This is a genomic window from Thermococcus sp. JCM 11816 (assembly GCF_055396515.1).
The window spans coordinates 1417118-1436577 of sequence record NZ_AP043741.1 but is presented as its reverse complement, the minus strand read 5'-3'; the positions used below and the strand labels follow the sequence as shown (position 1 = coordinate 1436577).

General features: G+C 49.3%; 14 protein-coding genes and 2 tRNA genes. 10 read left to right on the top strand and 6 right to left on the bottom strand.

What is annotated here, in order from left to right; translation table 11 throughout:
• Nucleotides 1–508: 508 nt before the first annotated feature.
• The 5 genes from ACZ5TN_RS08160 (at nucleotide 509) to ACZ5TN_RS08140 (ending at nucleotide 11108) form a co-directional block, all read left to right on the top strand.
• Nucleotides 509–1756, top strand: coding sequence for an ORC1-type DNA replication protein (locus tag ACZ5TN_RS08160; RefSeq protein WP_011250852.1), 1248 nt, complete (start codon nucleotides 509–511; stop codon nucleotides 1754–1756).
• Nucleotides 1756–3963, top strand: coding sequence for a DNA-directed DNA polymerase II small subunit (locus tag ACZ5TN_RS08155; RefSeq protein WP_464916456.1), 2208 nt, complete (start codon nucleotides 1756–1758; stop codon nucleotides 3961–3963). The genes ACZ5TN_RS08160 and ACZ5TN_RS08155 overlap by 1 nt, the downstream gene beginning before the upstream one ends.
• Complete coding sequence (locus tag ACZ5TN_RS08150) at nucleotides 3964–9366, top strand: DNA-directed DNA polymerase II large subunit (protein ID WP_464916455.1); 5403 nt, start codon at nucleotides 3964–3966, stop codon at nucleotides 9364–9366.
• 75 nt (nucleotides 9367–9441) lie between these two features.
• Nucleotides 9442–10128, top strand: a complete 687-nt coding sequence (locus ACZ5TN_RS08145) for a hypothetical protein (RefSeq protein WP_011250855.1) — start codon at nucleotides 9442–9444, stop codon at nucleotides 10126–10128.
• Between the two features lie 23 nt (nucleotides 10129–10151).
• Complete coding sequence (locus tag ACZ5TN_RS08140) at nucleotides 10152–11108, top strand: TRM11 family SAM-dependent methyltransferase (protein WP_464916454.1); 957 nt, start codon at nucleotides 10152–10154, stop codon at nucleotides 11106–11108.
• Here ACZ5TN_RS08140 and ACZ5TN_RS08135 read toward each other — a convergent pair.
• From ACZ5TN_RS08135 to ACZ5TN_RS08125, 3 genes are all read right to left on the bottom strand, one after another.
• The gene (locus ACZ5TN_RS08135) at nucleotides 11105–11719 is read right to left on the bottom strand and encodes a hypothetical protein (protein WP_054839463.1); all 615 of its coding nucleotides are present in this window, start codon (nucleotides 11717–11719) and stop codon (nucleotides 11105–11107) included. The genes ACZ5TN_RS08140 and ACZ5TN_RS08135 overlap by 4 nt on opposite strands.
• Nucleotides 11720–11756: 37 nt before the next feature.
• Nucleotides 11757–12704, bottom strand: coding sequence for a DNA adenine methylase (locus ACZ5TN_RS08130; protein ID WP_464916453.1), 948 nt, complete (start codon nucleotides 12702–12704; stop codon nucleotides 11757–11759).
• Nucleotides 12705–12802: 98 nt separating this feature from the next.
• The gene (locus ACZ5TN_RS08125; protein WP_464916452.1) at nucleotides 12803–13252 is read right to left on the bottom strand and encodes a plasmid mobilization protein; all 450 of its coding nucleotides are present in this window, start codon (nucleotides 13250–13252) and stop codon (nucleotides 12803–12805) included.
• Nucleotides 13253–13327: 75 nt separating this feature from the next.
• On the opposite strand from ACZ5TN_RS08125, the gene ACZ5TN_RS08120 reads away from it, so the two are divergent.
• Nucleotides 13328–13756: an EVE domain-containing protein gene (locus tag ACZ5TN_RS08120; RefSeq protein WP_464917585.1), complete on the top strand. Its 429-nt coding sequence runs from the start codon at nucleotides 13328–13330 to the stop codon at nucleotides 13754–13756.
• 452 nt (nucleotides 13757–14208) lie between these two features.
• On the opposite strand, the gene ACZ5TN_RS08115 is transcribed toward ACZ5TN_RS08120, so the two are convergent.
• Nucleotides 14209–14285 (bottom strand) — tRNA-His (locus tag ACZ5TN_RS08115).
• A gap of 142 nt (nucleotides 14286–14427) precedes the next feature.
• Here ACZ5TN_RS08115 and taw3 point away from each other — a divergent pair.
• Nucleotides 14428–15066, top strand: coding sequence for a tRNA(Phe) 7-((3-amino-3-carboxypropyl)-4-demethylwyosine(37)-N(4))-methyltransferase Taw3 (gene taw3 / locus ACZ5TN_RS08110; protein ID WP_464916451.1), 639 nt, complete (start codon nucleotides 14428–14430; stop codon nucleotides 15064–15066).
• Here taw3 and ACZ5TN_RS08105 read toward each other — a convergent pair.
• The gene (locus tag ACZ5TN_RS08105) at nucleotides 15063–15812 is read right to left on the bottom strand and encodes a lipoate--protein ligase family protein (protein ID WP_011250859.1); all 750 of its coding nucleotides are present in this window, start codon (nucleotides 15810–15812) and stop codon (nucleotides 15063–15065) included. The genes taw3 and ACZ5TN_RS08105 overlap by 4 nt on opposite strands.
• Nucleotides 15813–17022: 1210 nt before the next feature.
• Nucleotides 17023–17100: transfer RNA gene (locus ACZ5TN_RS08100), tRNA-Pro, on the bottom strand.
• 73 nt (nucleotides 17101–17173) lie between these two features.
• Here ACZ5TN_RS08100 and ACZ5TN_RS08095 point away from each other — a divergent pair.
• Genes ACZ5TN_RS08095 through ACZ5TN_RS08085 form a run of 3 tightly spaced genes read left to right on the top strand, consistent with a single transcriptional unit; the run spans nucleotide 17174 to nucleotide 19437 of the window.
• The gene (locus tag ACZ5TN_RS08095) at nucleotides 17174–18232 is read left to right on the top strand and encodes a glycosyltransferase (RefSeq protein WP_464916450.1); all 1059 of its coding nucleotides are present in this window, start codon (nucleotides 17174–17176) and stop codon (nucleotides 18230–18232) included.
• A gap of 51 nt (nucleotides 18233–18283) precedes the next feature.
• A complete protein-coding gene (locus tag ACZ5TN_RS08090) occupies nucleotides 18284–18997 on the top strand; it encodes an RAD55 family ATPase (RefSeq protein WP_464916449.1) in 714 nt (237 codons plus the stop codon).
• Entirely contained in the window at nucleotides 18994–19437 is a 444-nt protein-coding gene (locus ACZ5TN_RS08085; protein WP_464916448.1) for a hypothetical protein, read from the top strand. Before ACZ5TN_RS08090 ends, ACZ5TN_RS08085 begins: the two co-directional genes overlap by 4 nt.
• Nucleotides 19438–19460: the final 23 nt, after the last annotated feature.

Below are 19460 nucleotides of genomic sequence, written 5' to 3'. Positions count from 1 at the left end.
TCCACTGGAAACAGAACTCTGGGGGACTACAAAATTGTTTATTTTTTGAGATTGCGAAAACAAAGATGTTTTCTAAAAATGATCCCTTTTGTCCATCATTGTTCGTGTTTTCATGTATATTCCTGTTCATTCCTCTTTCAGTGGAAATAGGTACACCTACCGATGTTTTGTTTGTCTAATGTAAACTTGTATGTGCATCCCTGATCATTGCTTGCTTCGCGTTTCCTCTGGAGAGGTCTTTTTGCACAGGTTAGAACTGGAACTTCGAGTGGAATTCTTTGACAGCTCCATGTTCAACAATCCATATAAACCAGCGGCCTACACATAGGTATGCCTTCCAGTGTATCCGCTGGTTCCTGTGGAGTCCCTCGTGAATGTTCAATATTTCCCCATATTTCCTATCAAAATGTTGAAATAAGGATATGTACTGGTCATTTCGATGGAAAGCGCACTATCATATTGACGGAACGACTTCCATCGAGTATGATTTCAAGTGGAGAGTGGGACGATGGACGATGACTACCTTAGTTCAATATTCGAGAAGTACCTCCATGCCAGGAAGATATTCAAGAACAAAGAAGTGCTTAGGCACAGCTATACTCCAAAGGAGCTTCCACACAGGCACAAGCAGATAGACGACCTTGCCCACATTCTTGTTCCAGTTCTCCGCGGTGAAACTCCGTCTAATGTTTTTGTGTATGGAAAAACTGGAACTGGAAAGACCGTAACCGTCAAGTTCGTTACTGAGGAACTGAAGAAGATCTCCCAGAAGTACAATATTCCTGTTGAGGTTATCTATATCAACTGTGAAATAATTGATACTCACTACCGCGTTCTCGCAAGGATTGTAAACCACTTCAAAGAGGAAAGCGGGATCGAGGTTCCCCTCGTCGGCTGGCCCACCGATGAGGTCTATGCAAAGCTCAAGGAAGTCATTGATGCCAAGGAGCGCTTCGTTATAATAGTCCTCGACGAGATAGACAAGCTCATCAAGAAGAGTGGAGACGACATCCTGTATTCTCTGACGAGGATCAACAGCGAGCTTAGCAAGGCAAAGGTAAGCATCATTGGGATTTCCAACGACCTCAAGTTCAAAGAGTACCTGGATGCGCGCGTTCTCTCCAGCCTGAGCGAAGAGGAGGTCGTTTTCCCGCCATACGACGCGAACCAGCTCAGGGACATCCTCATGCAGCGTGCCAAGGAGGCTTTTTATGAGGGTGTGCTGGACGATGCGGTTGTGCCGCTGTGTGCCGCCCTCGCAGCCAGGGAGCACGGAGACGCGAGGAGAGCCCTCGACCTTCTGAGGGTTGCGGGTGAAATAGCGGAGCGCGAGGGGGCGAGCAAAGTTACAGAGAGGCACGTCTGGAAGGCCCAGGAGAAGATTGAGCAGGACACTATGGAGGAGGTAATAAAAACCCTTCCGCTCCACTCGAAGGTTCTCCTCTACGCGATAGTCATGCTCGATGAAAACGGCGAGCTCCCTGCCAACACCGGTGAGGTTTACTCAATTTACAAGATGCTCTGCGACAGCCTCGACGTTGAGCCCCTCACCCAGAGGCGCGTGAGTGATCTGATCAACGAACTTGACATGCTCGGCATTATCAACGCCAAGGTCGTCAGTAAGGGCCGTTATGGGAGAACAAAGGAGATAAGGCTCAACGTGACTCCGTATATGGTGAAGAACATATACCGCCACGATGAGCAGGTTCGCCCGCTCCTCACCCTGAGCCTCTCCCGCCAGAGGAGGTTGTTCTGATGCTGGTGGAGGACCTCCTTAAGAACAACTACCTTATCACGCCGTCCGCGTATTATCTGCTCGCAGATCACTACAAGAAGACCTTTACCCTGGCCGAGCTGATAAAGTTCGCCAAAAACCGCGGGACGTTCGTTGTAGACTCCAACCTTGCCAGAGAGTTCCTAGCGGAGAAGGGCATTATTTCCAGTGGAAACGCCGTCCTCGAAAGTTCGGTATTCCAAGGGAGGGGTGCTTCTGAACCTCCTGTAGAACTTAACGGGGAGGCAGTTCTGGAATCTGAATCTGATGAATCTGGGGCCATTGAATCTTCTCTCCAGGAAGGAGTTGAGGATGGGGTCGAATCTATAGCTGAGCCAAGTGCGGCGTCTGTTGAAGATGTTGTCGTCGCTGAGGAGAGTTCTCTAGCATCTGAAGGCTCTTCACTGGAGGATGAAATCAACACTGAACCAGAGTTATCATCCTCTATGGATGATGGTGCTGAAGTTGTTCAGTCTTCTGAGGGGGATGAGACCTCTATTTCCACTGGAAATGCCTTTGGATCTGTGGACTATGGTGGCTCTGATTCTGAATCAGAAGCTTTAGAAGAGGCCTCCTCTGGGGGGGAGAGTTTCATTTCCACTGGAACTCCTGAAGATGAGGCCCTCCTAGAAGAGTCCCCTGAAGGAGAATTTCCCGATGAAAACGGCTTCTCTGATGAGTCCCTTCCACTGGAAAACGGGAGTGAGAATGGGTATGGGGACTCTGAAGAGTACTACGAGAACGGCGACAACGGTGTCAAGCCGAAGATAGTCTACGGTGACTACGGTGTCCCAATAGCCTACGTTGCAGATGAAACTCCGGAGGAAGAGAAAGCCTATTCGACGTATTCCGACCTAGTGATAGCCCCAAAGGAGGGCTTCCACTACAGGGCAAAGGAGATTCCCGACGAGTGGGAGCTGGCCTTTGACGTCAAGAACGTGAAGTTCGAGGTTCCCAAGGTCAAGAACGCCCAGAGCAAGGAGGGTGAGGTCATAATCCAGGCATATTCCAGCTACTTCAAGTCCAGGCTTAAGAAGATGCGGAGGATCTTCCGCGAGAACCCTGAAATCGGCACGATAGTGGATATCGCCAAGCTGAGCTACGTCCGCGAAGATGATGTCACGATAATCGGGCTCGTCAATGAAAAGCGCGAGACAAGAAAGGGCTATCTCTTTGAGATCGAGGACGCCACGGGAAGGATCAAGGTCTTCATAGGCTCGGACAAGGAGGGTGCAAAGGAAGCCTACAGCACGATAATGCCCGATTCGGTTGTTGCTTTCAGGGGCACCCCCGGGAAGGGAATATTCTTCGCAAACAGGGTGTTCCTCCCGGACGTTCCGAAGTTCAAGAGGTCAAAACCACCGCTTGAGGAGAAAGTCTACGCCATCCTGCTCAGCGACATCCACGTCGGTAGCAACAAGTTCTGCGAGGAAGCTTTTATCAAGTTCCTCGAGTGGCTCAACGGCGAGGTCAACAGCAGAACCGAGGAAGAGCTGGTGAGCAGAATCAAGTACATCATTATTGGCGGCGACGTCGTTGACGGCGTCGGCATCTATCCAGGCCAGTATAACGAGCTGGCGATTCCAGATATCTTCGACCAGTATGAGGCCCTTGCAAACTTGCTGAAACAGGTTCCGGACCACATAACGATGTTCATCGGGCCTGGAAACCACGACGCGGCCAGAACGGCCCTTCCGCAGCCGGGCTTCTACGAAGAGTATGCAAAGCCGCTCTACAAGCTCAAGAACGCTGTGATAATCAGCAATCCTGCCGTAATACGGCTTCACGGCAGGGACTTCCTCGTAGCCCACGGCAGGGGAATAGAGGACGTCGTTGATTTTGTCCCCAACAGGAGCCACCACAGGCCCGCTGAGGCAATGGTAGAGCTTCTCAAGCTCAGACACATAGCTCCGACCTTCGGGAACAAGGTTCCGATAGCTCCCGACCCCGAGGACACGCTCGTCATCGAGAGCGTTCCAGACCTATTCCAGGCAGGCCACGTCCACGTCATGCAGTACAAGACGTACAACGGCGTCTTCGTCATAAACACCGGTACGTGGCAGGCGCAGACTGAATTCCAGAAGATGGTGAACATAATCCCGACTCCGGCGAGGGTTCCGATAATCGACGTTGAAACCGCCCGGCTGAGGGCTGTGGTTAGGTTTGACCAGTTCTGCGAGGGGGTTTGAATGAGCGAGGAGATTTACTCGCCTGAAATGAAGGCTTACTTCGAGTCACTCCAGCGCGAGATAGACAGGGCATATGAGATAGCGAGGAAGGCCCGCGCACAGGGTAAGGACCCGAGCCTCGACGTTGAGGTTCCACAGGCTACTGATATGGCCGGCCGTGTTGAGAGTCTCGTCGGGCCGCCCGGCGTGGCTGAGAGGATTAGGGAGCTCGTCAAAGAGTACGGCAAGGAGATAGCTGCCCTTAAAGTTGTTGATGAGATAATCGAGGGCAAGTTCGGTGATCTCGGTAGCAAGGAAAAGTACGCTGAGCAGGCGGTGAGGACTGCCCTGGCGATTCTAACGGAAGGTATAGTTTCCGCTCCACTGGAAGGTATCGCTGACGTCAAAATAAAGCGCAACGAGTGGGCCGACGGGAGCGAATATTTGGCCCTCTACTACGCCGGCCCGATCAGGAGTTCTGGTGGAACTGCCCAGGCTTTGAGCGTCCTCGTTGGTGATTACGTGAGGAGGAAGCTCGGTCTCGACCGCTTCAAGCCGAGTGATGAACACATTGAGAGGATGGTCGAGGAAGTTGACCTTTACCACAGGGCCGTTACGAGGTTGCAGTACCATCCGGAGGCAGACGAGGTAAGGCTCGCCATGAGGAACATCCCGATCGAGATAACCGGTGAAGAGACCGATAAAGTTGAAGTCTCTCACAGAAACGTTCCCGGTGTCGAGACGAATCACCTCCGCGGCGGTGCCATTCTCGTTCTCGCTGAGGGTGTCCTTCAAAAGGCAAAGAAGCTCGTGAAGTACATAGACAAGATGGGGATCGAGGGCTGGGACTGGATAAAGGAGTTCGTGGAGGCCAAGGAGAAGGGCAAGAGTAGTGAAGAGAATAAAGACGACTCAAAGGCTGAAGACGCTGGAACTGAGAGCGTCGCTGAAAAGAAGGAAAAGGTCGAGAAGGGTTTCTATTACGAGCTCTACGAGAAGTTCAGGGCCAATATTGCCCCCAACAAGAAGTACACCAAGGAGATAATCGGTGGAAGGCCCCTCTTCGCCGAGCCTTCGACCAACGGCGGCTTCAGACTCAGGTACGGCCGCTCAAGGGTCTCCGGCTTTGCGACCTGGAGCGTCAATCCGGCCACTATGCTCATCCTCGATGAGTTCATAGCGATTGGTACCCAGATGAAGACCGAGAGGCCCGGTAAGGGCTGTATAGTTACGCCAGCGACTACGGTGGAGGGTCCGATTGTCAGGCTCAAGAACGGGAGCGTGGTAAGGGTAGATGACTATGAAACGGCTCTAAAGGTCAGGAACGAGGTTGATGAGATACTCTACGTTGGCGATGCGCTCGTAAACTTCGGCGACTTCGTCGAGAACAACCAGACGCTCCTCCCGGCTAACTACGTAGAGGAGTGGTGGGTTCAGGAGCTAGTCCAGGCCGTCAAAGACCTCTACGAGGTTGAGCTTCAGCCCTTCGCGGAGAACGACAGGGAAGCCGTAGAGGAAGCGGCTGAGTACCTTGAGGTAGACCCCGATTTCCTGTGGAACCTCTTGAGGGACCCGCTCAGGGTTAAACCAGATGTGGAGACTGCCATTCACCTTTCAACTGTTCTCGACATACCGTTCCACCCGTACTACACCCTCTACTGGAACACCCTTCAGCCGGAGGAAGTCGAGGAACTCCAGAAGGCCCTTTTGGGCGCTCAAATAGAGTGGGACGAGTTCAGAAAGAACCGCTTCGCGAAGAAGGTCGTCCTTGAGAACGATAAAAATATCAAACGCTACCTTGAGCTCCTCGGCTTGCCTCACAGGCTTGAGAGGATCGAGAAGAAGAGGAAGGTCATCGTCGTTGAATATCCCTGGAGTGCGGCCCTTCTGACGCCGCTCGGCAACCTCGAGTGGGAGTTCAAGGCGAAGCCGTTCCACACCGTCATAGACATCATCAACGAGAACAACAGGATAAAGCTCCGCGATAGGGGGATAAGCTGGATAGGGGCGAGGATGGGAAGGCCCGAGAAGGCCAAGGAGAGGAAGATGAAGCCGCCGGTCCAGGTTCTCTTCCCGATAGGCCTTGCCGGCGGCCAGAGCAGAGACATCAAGAAAGCCGCCGAGGAAGGAAAAACGGCCAGGGTTGAGATAGCCTTCTTCAAGTGTCCCAACTGTGGTCACGTCGGTCCGGAGCACCTCTGTCCCGTCTGTGGAACCAGGAAGGAGCTCCTCTGGCACTGCCCGAAGTGCGGGGCTGATTATCCTGAGAGCGATGCGAAAGACTTCGGCTACCGCTGTCCGAAGTGCGACGTTGAGCTCAAGCCCTACGCTGAGAGGGAGATAAAGCCGGCCGACCTGTTAAGGCAGGCCATGGACAACGTCAAGGTCTACGGCATAGACAGGCTCAAGGGCGTCAAGGGTATGACCTCCGGCTACAAGATGGCCGAGCCGCTGGAGAAGGGTCTTCTCCGTGTTAAAAACGACGTCTACGTCTTTAAAGATGGTACAATCCGTTTCGACGCAACCGACGCTCCAATAACCCACTTCAAGCCGAAAGAGATAGGAACTAGCGTTGAAAAGCTGAGGGAGCTCGGCTACACCCATGACTTCGAGGGCAAGCCCCTCGAGAGGGACGACCAGATACTCGAGCTGAAGGTCCAGGACGTTATTCTACCCTACGAGGCTGGGAGGTACCTCCTCAAGGTGGCGCGCTTCATAGACGACCTCCTTGAGAAGTTCTACGGATTACCCAGGTTTTACAACGCCGAGAAGATGGAAGACCTTGTGGGTCACCTCGTTATAGGTCTCGCCCCACACACCTCGGCTGGAATCATCGGAAGGATAATCGGCTTTTCAGACGTTCTCGTTGGCTACGCTCATCCGTATTACCATGCGGCGAAGAGGAGGAACTGCTTCCCAGGTGACACGAGGATACTCGTCCAGATCAACGGCCTTCCTCAGAGGATAACCCTCAGGGAACTCTACGACCTCTTTGAAGACGAGCGGTACGAAAACATGGCCTACGTGAGAAAGAAGCCGAAGGCGGACGTCAAAGTTTATTCATTTGACCCAGAGAGCGGAAAGGTCGTCCTTACTGACATAGAGGACGTCATAAAGGCTCCATCGACGGATCATTTGATAAGGTTCGAGCTTGAGCTCGGCAGGAGCTTTGAGACGACTGTTGACCATCCTGTGCTCGTCTACGAAAACGGCAAGTTCGTTGAGAAGAGGGCCTTTGAGGTCAGGGAAGGAGATAGGATCCTCGTGCCTAATTTGAAGTTTCCAGAAAAGAACACAGAGTACATTGATCTGCTGAAGGAGTTCTCCAGAGAGGAGTTTGCTCATCTTCACGATAGGATAATGGTTCGTGGAATAGCAGAGTGGCTCCGCTCAGTTGAGGCTGATGTAAAAGAAGACTACCTGCGCAGAGACTCCATACCTTTGAGCGTCCTTCTAAGGGTTCTCACGGAGAAAGAGATATCCATTGAGGAAGTACCTTCCTGCTGGCTTGGATTTAAGCGCGATAAAGTAAGAATCAAGCGGTTCGTGCCTCTCAAGCCTCTCCTCCGCGTCGTTGGGTACTACCTTGCCGAGGGCTATGCACGGGAGAGTGAAAGCGTCTACCAGCTGAGCTTCTCGATAGCAGATGAAGAGGTTAGGGAAGACCTCAAAAGGGCACTCAGAGAAGCTTTCGGAGACGGTTTTGGTATCTACGAGAGGGGCGAGAAGGTTACAGTTGGCTCACGCATTCTCTACCTGCTGTTTACGGAAGTTCTGAAGACTGGAAAGAACGCATACAGCAAGCGCGTTCCGTCTCTTGTTTTCACACTGCCACGTGAAGCCGTTGCAGAGATGCTTAAGGCATACTTCGAGGGAGATGGAAGTGCCCTTAAGTCCGTGCCTCGTGTGGTAGCGTATAGTGTTAATAAGGCCCTCCTTGAGGACATTGAGACACTGTTGCTTGCCAAGTTCGGCATTCGTGGCTATTACACCTTTGACAATAATGCCAATAGAGGCAACGCTCGCGGGAGACTGTATCACGTTGAACGCGGAACTGAGGCTCCAGTTTCAAAAGTCTACGCCCTTAACATTGCGGGTGAGCACTACCACAGGTTCTTCAAGAGTATTGGCTTTGTGAGTGAACGCAAGAACTCAATCTATGAGCTTCATGCTGAGAAATCTCCAGCTCGGGATAGATATTCCTCACAGAACGGCTGGCTGGTGAAAGTTAGGCGCATTGAATACATCACTTCAAAAGATGCTTTTGTGTTCTCATTGAAAGCTAGAAAGTATCATAATGTACTGATTAACGAAAATATTGTAACACACCAATGCGACGGTGACGAAGACGCTGTAATGCTCCTCCTCGATGCCCTCCTCAACTTCAGCAAGTACTATCTTCCCGAAAAGCGCGGCGGCAAGATGGACGCTCCTCTGGTCGTTACCACCCGTCTTGACCCGAGGGAGGTAGACAGCGAGGTTCACAACATGGATGTGGTCAGGTACTATCCTCTCGAGTTCTACAAGGCCACCTACGAGCTTAAGTCTCCAAAGGAAGTTAAGGTCATCGAGCGCGTCGAGGACCGCCTGGGCAAGCCCGAGATGTACGAGGGGATAAAGTTCACCCACGATACGGACGACATCGGTCTCGGCCCGAAGATGAGCCTGTACAAACAGCTCGGCGACATGGAAGAGAAGGTCGCCAGACAGCTCGCTCTGGCAGAGAGGATAAGGGCCGTGGATGAGCACCACGTGGCCGAGACGATAATTAACTCTCACCTCGTTCCGGACCTTAGAGGCAACCTTAGGAGCTTCACGAGGCAGGAGTTCCGCTGCGTCAAGTGCAACACGAAGTACAGAAGGCCACCTTTGACCGGCAAGTGCCCGAAGTGCGGCGGAAAGATAGTCCTCACCGTCAGCAAGGGTGCAATAGAAAAGTACCTGCCCACGGCCAAGATGCTCGTTACTAAGTACAGAGTAAAGGACTACACGAGGCAGAGGATATGCATAACCGAGAAGGACATAAAGACACTCTTCGAGAATGTCTTTCCTGAGAGGCAGAGGACCCTCATGGGCTTTTCGGCTGATATCTGTGAGAAGATGGTCAAGGAGAGGACTGGTCATTCCAACGGAAAGAACGGCTACCTCGATGAGTTCAATGGAAAGAACGGAAAGGCTGGCAAAAAGTCTGGGAGTTCGGCTTCGAAATCCTCTGGACGGGACAAAGAACCCGCGAAAAAGAAAGAAGAGAAAAAGCCAAAGCATTCGGAGAAGAAAATAAAACCCCTTACCGGCGTCGAAAAGTCTGTCAAAAAAGAGCCGTTGCCGGACAAAACTCTCGGAAAAGCTGATAAAGCCGGCGAGAAAAAGCCCAAAAAGAAGAAAAAGAGGGGCATAAGCCTGGACGAGTTCTTCGGCTCGTAACATTCTCCTCTTGGTTTCCTTTTCGTGGGTTCGATTTCCGTTAAGCATATATACGACAACGCCGTTTATCCATTGATGCTCAATCAGTTCAAGCTCCTTCCCAGCGTCGCCTACCTGCGCGTTCAGAAGCAGGCCTTCATAGGCTATTCCATGCCCCTGGCTGGATGGATAGGGGAGTATCTGATAAACTACCAGAAGCTTCCGAGGCCGAACTTCTTGGGCAGGGCAATGGCCAAGCTGGGCTTTCACCTAGCTGGGGAGGATAGGGACGACCGCTTTATCACCCAGTTCTTCACTAAGGGGAGCGTTTCAATAAGCGCTAGCTGGGACGTCGAGAGGGAGGCTCTTTTCCTCCAGCTCATCCCTCTCCGTTCGAAGCTCTCCAGGGGACTGACCATCAGGACGGAGCACATAGAGTTCTACGACCAGTACGTTGTCTCGATTGAACCGGCCGGAAAGCTCCCACCCGGGGTAAAGGGAATAGGGATAAACGCCCTCATCCTTGAGGACTTCTACCCCGTTGAGACCCCCTACTGGGGCATGCTCCACGAGGACTGGGAGAGCGAGCTCAACCTGGTTGTGATGCGCGATGAGGTCTATGAGAGGCTCCACCGCGAGGAGTACCGCTGTCCCGTCTGCTTCTCGCCGCTCCACGAGGAGAAGGGCATCTTGAAGTGCTCCAAATGCGGCTTTACCTACGCCCCGGAGAACGACTTCGAGAGGGTCATGGAAGAGTTCTCGGTGGAGGAGTTTGCGTTTTAAACTAGAACAAGGTGGGCAGGCTTATGAGAGAGGTTACATTTGAGGAATATCTTAATTTTATTAAATCTCATTCTTACGTCATCATTGAGAATCAAAAGATAGAAATCGGCAGACCTATCCCGATCAAAACATTCCAGCCCCAAAACTTTAAGCTGGAAACTACTACTGTTTGGAGTTTTCCTGAGAGGGGAAGATGGGCCACTCATTATGCGAATGCTAAATATAGGGGTAATTGGGCACCTCAAGTTCCTCGAAACTTGATTCTTCGATACACAAAACCTGGAGATGTGGTTCTTGATGCATTTCTGGGAAGTGGAACAACTTTGATAGAGTGTAAGTTGTTAGGGCGGCATGGAATTGGTGTTGATATAAATTATGATGCACTTATGGTGGCATGGGATCGGTTGAATTTTGAGTATGATCCTATATCTGATAAAACATCCACGTTGGATTCTTATCTAGGATTAAAAGAGGAGATAGAATGGGTCAAACCCGAAATACATCTTTATCATGGGGATGCTAGAAATTTAGACAAGATTGGAGATGATAGCATTGACTTAATAGCGACCCATCCCCCTTATGCAAACATCATTGGGTATACTAAAAGGGCGAGTTCTCAGGTAGAAGGTGATTTATCTAAAGTGAAATCAATTGATGAGTTCATTCAAGAGATGAAAAAAGTTGCTGAGGAGTTCTACCGAGTGCTCAAGCCTGGAAAATATGCAGCAATTTTAATGGGGGACACTAGACGACATAGGCACTACGTTCCAATAGCATTCAGGGTAATGAAGGCATTCTTAGAAGTTGGATTTATACTGAAAGAGGACATTATCAAAATTCAACATAACATGAGGGGAACTGAACCCTGGAAGACCCGGAAAAGGGACTTTTACTTGATAGCACATGAGCACTTGTTTGTATTCCGAAAGCCAAGCAATGGGGAGGACATAAAAAAGTTTAAAGATAGCATAAAGATTTAGTTCTTCCATATCTCGAATAGAGATTTGCCATACTTTGCTGGTGCAGGCCTGTTTCGTACTGCTGTTGTTATTATTCTGTCGATATCTCCGTAATCACATTGGGCGAGCCATCTAATAAACCGCATCAAAAATTCTCTAGGAGGATCGAGTTTGCTTTCTCTACAACCTTGTGTTCCATAGTTCCAGTCCTGTTCTGACATTAACAGAGAGCCATAGAAGACTGTTACATCGGCTGGATCTAGTTCCATGTTGAATTTTAGATTGCTCAATGAGCTAGCAACCTTGTTAATGTCTTCTCCATTGTTTATTCTTTCGAATGCTAGGAATACCTTCCTTGCTAGTTCTTCGTTGCTGATCCGCTTCAAATAAAGGTCAAAGAATAGTCTGACATGAGTTGGAGCGAACTCTTTTTGGTTTTTTGGTTTCAGAACTACCTTAAAGTCTCCTACGCATAATTTGTCTGTTCTAACAATGATAACTTCTGTGCCATTAGAACCTTTGTATAAGACTGTTTTCCCGCCTTCTTTGGTTACTTTCCTTCTTTTTTGAGTTTCTTTAATCTCAGCTGGTTTCAGACCTGCAACTATTGTTGGAATATCATCTAATCTCACATGGGCTCACCAAATAATAAAACGCAAGAGAGTCGTTTTAAATTGATCGTTCTGCAATAGGCACGAAGTTTAATAGAGAAATTCTTTTGGGGGCTCTGGCTTTTTCATTATTTAAAAGCGTTATTGCTTTGTTTTTGCCTATCCTCAGCTCCGTAGGGATGTTTGTGACTAACATCTCTGGAACTGCGCCTCTACGGTCGGCTTTTGAGTTTATGGCTCTCTTTGCGTAGATTTTGAACACTTCAATTCCATCTATCCCGTCGTATAATTCGCGAACTGGTTTTACATATGAGTTGCTCAAAATAAAGTAAACCCCCTTTTCATGAAGTTCAAGGCAGACATCCCTAAGGCGCTCTTGGTCTTCTTTGTTAAAGTCCTCCTTAGAGTAACTGGTAAAACTGGAGGTTTCAGAAACGGGGTGGTAAGGTGGATCGAAATACACTAGATCACCGGGTTTGGCAACTTTCAGTATGTATGTGAAGTCCTCGTTATATATCTCCAGCTTCTTGAGGACTTCGCTGGCTTTTCTAAGGCGTTCCTCATCAACTATTTTTGGATTTTTGTATCTTCCAAAGGGAACGTTAAATTCTCCCTTCTTATTCTCGCGGTACAGTCCATTAAACGCCGTTTTGTTGAGATACAGAAGGAGGCTAGCGAGTCTGACATTCGGTATCTCGAATCCGTTTCTGACAATCTCGTTAAACTCTTTTCGGGCCTTGTAGAAATATTCTTTTTCGTTTTTGTGTGTTTTTGCATCCTCAATGAGCTCATCAACATGATCCCTGACTACTACGTAGAAGTTTATCAGCTTGGGGTTTATGTCATTTACAGTTCCTCTTTCAGGTTCCATCCAGAAAGTTACGGCCCCCCCTCCAAAGAATGGTTCATGGAATGTTCTATCCCTAAAGTCTTTAGGCATTAAAGCGACGATTTCATGTAATATCTGTCGTTTTCCTCCTGCCCATTTTAATACCGGTTCTGCCATAATCACGCCTCCTATGGGTTACTCAAAGAATGTCTTAATAAGACATTCGATAATATTGTGTGCAACATAAATATAAGTTTTTTGGTGCAACACAATATCTACGAATTGTATTTTAACCCTAATTTCTTTCGGATATAGGCAGATAAACTAAGTCCTTCCTTTTGTGCCTGTTTGAGAATGGCTTCGTACTCTGTTTCTGTAACCCTGATTGATAACCATTTATTTCGTATGCTCTGGGCTGTTAAAGTTCTAGCTTCGGTTTCCCATATCTCCTTGAGAGCTCTCGCTTTTTTCTTTAGTAGTTTAGGGTTGTTGAGTTTAGAAAATTCTCTTTTGACAATCTTCTTGAAATTAGTTATCACTTCAGGGTCTCCTGTAGAATATTTAGTGAATTCGGCTACTGCTATTTTGACTGCGATATCAGGATCAATTGATTCCTTTGACTTAATAATTGTTTCAAAAGCTTTAATTCCTGCTAACGGGATTTTGAGTTTAGAAGTGGTAGGAGCGTTAGTTTCGAGAAGCTTTTTTATAATTTCTTCAAACATGAGCGTCACCCATGGTATTTGATGTGGGACAAGTATTTAAGTTGTTTAGGTTTTAACATTTACTCGGTGAACCTCATGACCTACTGGCTCTGCATTACCAACCGTGCAAACTGGAAGGTGATTAAGGAGAAGAACGTCTGGGGAGTTCCAAGAAGGCACCGGAACACAATCGCCAAAGTCAAGCCCGGTGATAAGCTCGTTATCTACCTCAAGCAGGAGCGCGAAAACAAGGAAGTCCTCGAACCGAAGATCGTCGGGATTTTCGAGGTTGTGGGCGAGCCGTACGAGGACTCAAGCAGGATTTTCAAGGCTCACGTGCCGAACGAGACTTACCCGCTGAGGGTGAGGATCAAGCCGGTCAAACTCGGCGAGCTCGATTTCAAGCCGCTCATTCCAAAGCTGAAGTTCATCACGAACAAGAAGAAGTGGAGCGGCCACTTAATGGGCAAGGCAATGAGAGAAATCCCCGAGGAGGATTACAAACTCATTGAAAGCTTGCTTTGATCTTTGTTTTTGATTTTTGTGGTTGTTGTCTTTCGCTTCGGAGTTGATATTATAGGAGCTTTTGTGGTGATTTCACCTGAGAAGCTTTGAACGAACAATTTCAGGGGGTGTGGGGGCGTTAGCCCCCCAGTGGATTAAGAGAAAACGGAGTTTTGAGGTGAGGTAAGGTTCTATCAAAGTTTGTGGTTCTTTTGTTTGTAGGCTGTTTGGAGTGGATTTTTCTGATAAACTAGCATTTTTGTTATGGATTCAAAATCTTATTGCGCTTGTTCTGTGTGAGTTTTCTTTTTAATCGACGCCCGTAGGGCGTCGGGGTGTTAGAAACTCCTTTTAGAAGGGTAAAGTCATGGAATTCACTAACTTGTAGCTCATATATCGTGAAAATCCTTGCAGAAAAGCAATTTTAGAAGGAACCACGAGCCTTGATCAAACTTCGCGCAGGCGAAGTTTGCTGGGGCCGGGGCCGGGATTTGAACCCGGGCTAGGGGATCCACAGTCCCCTGTGCTAACCAGGCTACACCACCCCGGCCATCTCCAGCTTAAGCTTTTGGGTTAGCTTTATAAAGTTTTCGTCAGAATCGGCGGAAGAAGGTATCTGGTGTCCTTTTAGGTGGATAACTCCTGTATGGGCTGATATTATGTGAAATCAAAAGGTCAGAGGTGGATTAAAGATGAAAGCCAAGCGAGAAGCCCTTCAAAGCCTGTTCACGGCCATGAGAGATGGAAAGGTTGACGGGGACATAATAGACCTCCTCCTGCTCATCAACTCCATTAAGGGCATCTACACAACCTCTTCGTGCTCCGGGAGGATCGGCATCATCGAGGAACCAGCTCTGGGTGCAAAGCCCCTCTCCCGCTGGTTGATAAAAGTCCACAGACCGGTTGAGTTCGAAGAGGCTAAGGAGGCCCTGAAGAACGCGAAGGAGGGCGTAATTTTCCTCAAGAGTCAGCCGCCGATATTCCACGTGGTAGCTGAAGACCTTGAGAAGGCCAGGAAGCTCCACGAGCTCGGACTGGCATCGGGCTTCAAGTACACTACCTTCAAGGTTATCTCAAAGCGCTATCTTGTTGAGATAAACGCCACTGAGTACCTGACGGCACCGCTCGGCAGGGACGGCAGAGTTCTCGTCGATGACGGCTACCTCCGCTTTGCGGTTGAGATAGGCAACGAGATGCTGAGGCGCTCAAAGGGCAGGCTTCCCCGCCTTGAAGAGAACTTCAGAAGGCTAAGGGAAGAGCTTGGAACGGACGAGCTTTTCTATGAGCTTGTGGAAGAGTATAAAATCGGAGAAAACTGGGAACTCCCCTAACGCATCTCGTTCCACTTAGGATTTCTATACTTCTCTTCTATCAGCTTTTCCGCTAGCTCAAGCTCGTAGTCTGTCAGCTCGCCCTCCTCAAGCTCAAAGGCGTTGGAGAAGCTCTCCTTCAGCAGTTCGTAGGCTTCCCAGCGGCTCAGCTTTACTCCCTCGCGTTCAAGGGTTGTAACCCGCTCCCAGATGCTCGAAATACCTTTGTCCTTCAGCTTCTCCTTTGAGACGCGGAGAACCCTTCCCAGAATCTCGACCCTCGTTGCATACATAAAGGTGCCGTGCTGGAGGATTACTCCCCGTCTCCTCGTCTGGGCCGAGCCGCTTATCTTCTTCCCGTTGGCAACTATGTCGTTCAGTCCTGAGAAGCCCGCTTTAAGGCCGAGGTCTTTCAGGGCATCCACGAGCGGGCCCGCTAGGTAGCGGTAGCTCTCTTCGACGTTCTTAAGGGCAGGATGGTAGTCTTCCCCGATGACAATTGAATAAGTTATCTCGCCGTACTCGTCGTGGAAGACGCTTCCGCCGCCAGTTATCCTCCTCACGACCGGAATACGGAGCTTTTTTGCCTCATCGAGATTAACATCGTGGACTACGCTCTGGAACCTGCCGATTGTAACTGAGCTGGGGGAGAAGGCGTAGAGCCTCACAGTGTCCGGGACTTTCCCCTCGATTCTCGCTCTCATTATGGCCTCGTCTATGGCCATCTGGACTTCGGGCCTGGCAACTATGAGCGGAATGAAGCGCATCGTCATTTTAACCACCACCGTTAAAAACTCCGGAAGGCTTTTAAGTCCAGCGATGATGACGCCCAAGCCCTCCTGATGGGTGATGAGAGCGGTCACCACTGAGCGGATAGAAACTTTGTCCCTCAAGTTTTTTCAAAAACCCGATCAAGATTTACCCTTCTTTTTGAACTTGCCTGTTAAGAGGTGTATGCCTGCTCAGAAGGCAACTTTGTGCGGATTTGCTCTCAAATCTCTCGTTAATTGTGATTTCACCTTTCTTTTTAGCGCTCGAAGAGCGCTATACTGTGGGGAAATCCCATGCGATTGGCAAATTGATAAGTAAACCTCTCATAAAATTTAGCCTGTTTCAAAAGCATACTATCCTTCCGCCATCCGTTAAGGACGCTTGAACGCTAGTGAAAGCGGCGCTGAAACTTTGCCCAGCAAAGTTTCATCAAAGTTTGTGATTCTTGACTAAAGGGCTGTTTTAATAGGATTTTCCTTTTGAATACTGTCTTGAGTCGTGAATTCTATTTTTAATTCGCTTGTTTTTCTTGAGTTTGCTTTTTAATTGACGCCCGTAGGGCGTCAAGGCGAGAAAACTCCTTTTCATCAGGCTGAAACTTAGGGGAATTCACTGATGTCTGGCTTGTGTATCTTGAAAATCCTCAGTAAACAGCAATTTTAGAAAAGAACCACGAGCCTTGATCAAACTTCGCGGAGGAAGCTTTTGAGAAAAGCTTCACCAAAAGCTCGAATGTCTTCTTGATGTTGGCTTGATGCGATTAGATTCTCTTGGTAGAGGGGCAGAGTAATGCGGGTTTTCTTATTTTTAACGCCTTTCGGGCGTTATACTGTGAGTAAACCCCCTTGAAACCGCTAGTTGAGCATTGAGAATCACTGGAAAACAGGAAGCTCAAAAGGACATTCCATCTTTGATGAAACTTTGCCCTTCAAGCTTTTGGAAAAAGCTTGAGCAAAAGTTGCTCTTCTTCTCGAACTTTGCTTATTGAGGAGTGTATGCTCCACTATAAAGCGAGTTTGAGTGGGTTTAACTCCAAAATCCCCCAGCTGATTGTGATTTTGGCTTTCTTTTTAGTGCCCTTCGGGCACTATACGGTGATAAAATCCTTTTGAATCTAGCAACTCGGTAAGTAAACCCACTCAAAGGCTAGCTCTTTAAAAACGCATACTAACTTTCCGCCAGCGCTTTCGTAAGAAAGGGCTGTTGTGGTGGGGCCGCCGAGATTTGAACTCGGGTCTCCGGCTCCCGAAGCCGGAAGGATAGACCAAGCTACCCCACGGCCCCACTGCCCGATGATAGGGCACCAAAAGGACTTATAAAGTTTACGGACTATCCAGACAAAGCGGGGTGTTAGACGGTGAAAATCAGCGTTGTAATCCCTACGTACAATGAAAGGGAGAATCTGCCAGAACTCGTTGAGAGGCTCTCGCGGGCGCTTCGGGGTTATGAGTACGAGATTGTGGTAGTTGACGATGATTCACCTGATAAGACGTGGGAGCTCGCGGAGGAGCTGGCAAGGAAGTACCCCATTAAGGTCATCAGGAGGACGAAAGAAAAAGGGCTCTCTTCTGCCGTAATTCGCGGGTTTAAGGAGGCCTCTGGTGACGTATTCGTTGTGATGGATGCGGACCTTCAGCATCCACCCGAGAAGGTTCCCGAGCTCATTGAGGCGATAAAACGGGGTGCAGACATCGCGATAGCCAGCAGGTACGTTCCAGGCGGCGCCGTTAAGAACTGGTACTGGTACAGGAAGCTGATATCCAGGGGGGCAATCATGATAGGCCGCGTTGCACTGCCTAAGATTAGGAGCGTAAGGGATCCTGTAAGCGGCTTCTTTGCCCTCAAAAGGGAAGTCGTTGATGGCGTCAAACTTAATCCAGTTGGATTTAAGATTCTCATGGAGATACTGGTTAAGGGACACTACACTAACGTCAAGGAAGTTCCCTTCACATTCGGGCTGAGAAAAGCCGGAGAAAGCAAGCTCGGAAGCAGGACTATTGTAAACTATCTCAGACACATCTACAGGCTTATGAGGTGGGAGGGGGAAATAGACAGGCTAGTGAAGTTCTCCCTGGTTGGTCTCTCTGGTGTCCTCGTAAACGAAGGTTTCCTCTGGGCGTTTGTGGAGTTTTTTGGATGGGACAAGGTGTTCTCCAACATCCTGGCAACTGAGCTCGCCATACTCAACAACTTTACGTGGAACGACCTCTGGACTTTTAGGGATCTGAAGAATAAACCCCTCCTGAAGAGGCTGGCCAGCTTTCACGTTGCGGCTTTGAGCGGCGCCCTTGTCCAGTGGGCGATCTACGTTATCCTTATGGCAGTTGGAGTGCACTACCTTCTCGCGAATCTGATTGGAATAGTTGTGTCTTTCATCGTGCGCTTTGCGGTTAACAGGCACGTAACCTGGGGCTGAGCAACGGTGGGTTTAAATAGAGAACAATGGAAAATATCTAGGGGGGAGCGAATGTACGTTGGAGAACTTTTGAAGAATCTCGACAGGATACCCAGTGGAGTTCCGGGGCTCGATGAGCTGATAGGCGGCGGTTTTCTTCCGGGCAGGGTTTACGTCGTGACAGGGCCGCCTGGAAGCGGAAAGACCACGCTGGGAATGCAGTTTCTTGCGGAGGGCGCCAAGAACGACGAGAAAGGTCTCTTCATAGCACTTTTTGAAACGCCGGATATTATCGTTAGGGATATGCTCAGGTACAACCTTGGAATTCTCGAGTACGTCAACTCAAAGAAGATAGTCTTTTATGACCTCGGTGAAATTCTTCTTAGTGCAAACCGTGAGCTGAGCTGGGACGAGCTCTTCAAGCTCCTCCTGGAAATTATCAAGAGAGAAAACGCCAAAAGGGTTGTCATAGACTCCTTCAGTCTCTTCGAGTCATTCGTCACCAACCCTGAGGGAAAGAAGAAAGAGCTGGGCCGCTTCGTTAGAAAGCTCCGCACCATGGACATAACGACGCTCCTCCTCTCCGAAATGCTGAGCTCCGAAAAGTACACCGACGAGTACTACCTCGCTGACGGCGTCATCGTGCTCCACCACTTCATGCGCAACTACCAGATGGTCAGGGCCATCCAGATACTCAAGATGAGGGGCGTGCCCCACGACAGCAACCTCAAGAGGATGCGCTTCACGAACGAGGGCATATCCGTCTACAAGGAGGCTCCAATATGAGTGACAAGAAGCAGCTCGTTAAGGAAGCTTATAGCTTCGGCTACTTCATTGGCCTGAAAGGGCATAGCGAATGGGTGGAATGGGTGAGAAAAAAGCGCGAGGAGCTCTACAAGCAGGCGGAGGAGCTCGGAATATATGACCTGGTCAAAGAGGCCTATAAAAAGGGCAAGGAGCAGGGCCTTCGTGACAGGTCGGAGATGATAGCGAAGAACCTTATAGTTGCTGGAAAAATTGAGCCTGAGGGGACATCTAAAAAGGTTGAGGTGGCCTTTTCCCCGGAAGAAAGCAGGGAGGAAGTCCTAGAGTCTGGAAAATCCCTGGAGCGGGAGTACTTTGAATTCCTCCAGACTACAAATCTAATGCTCCCGCCGGAGCTCCTTGATTCGGTGAAAGCTCTTGAGCCTCCGAAGATGCTCCGGCTTAGGGGCAGTGAAGAATAACTTTTTTGTGTCCCCTTTCAATT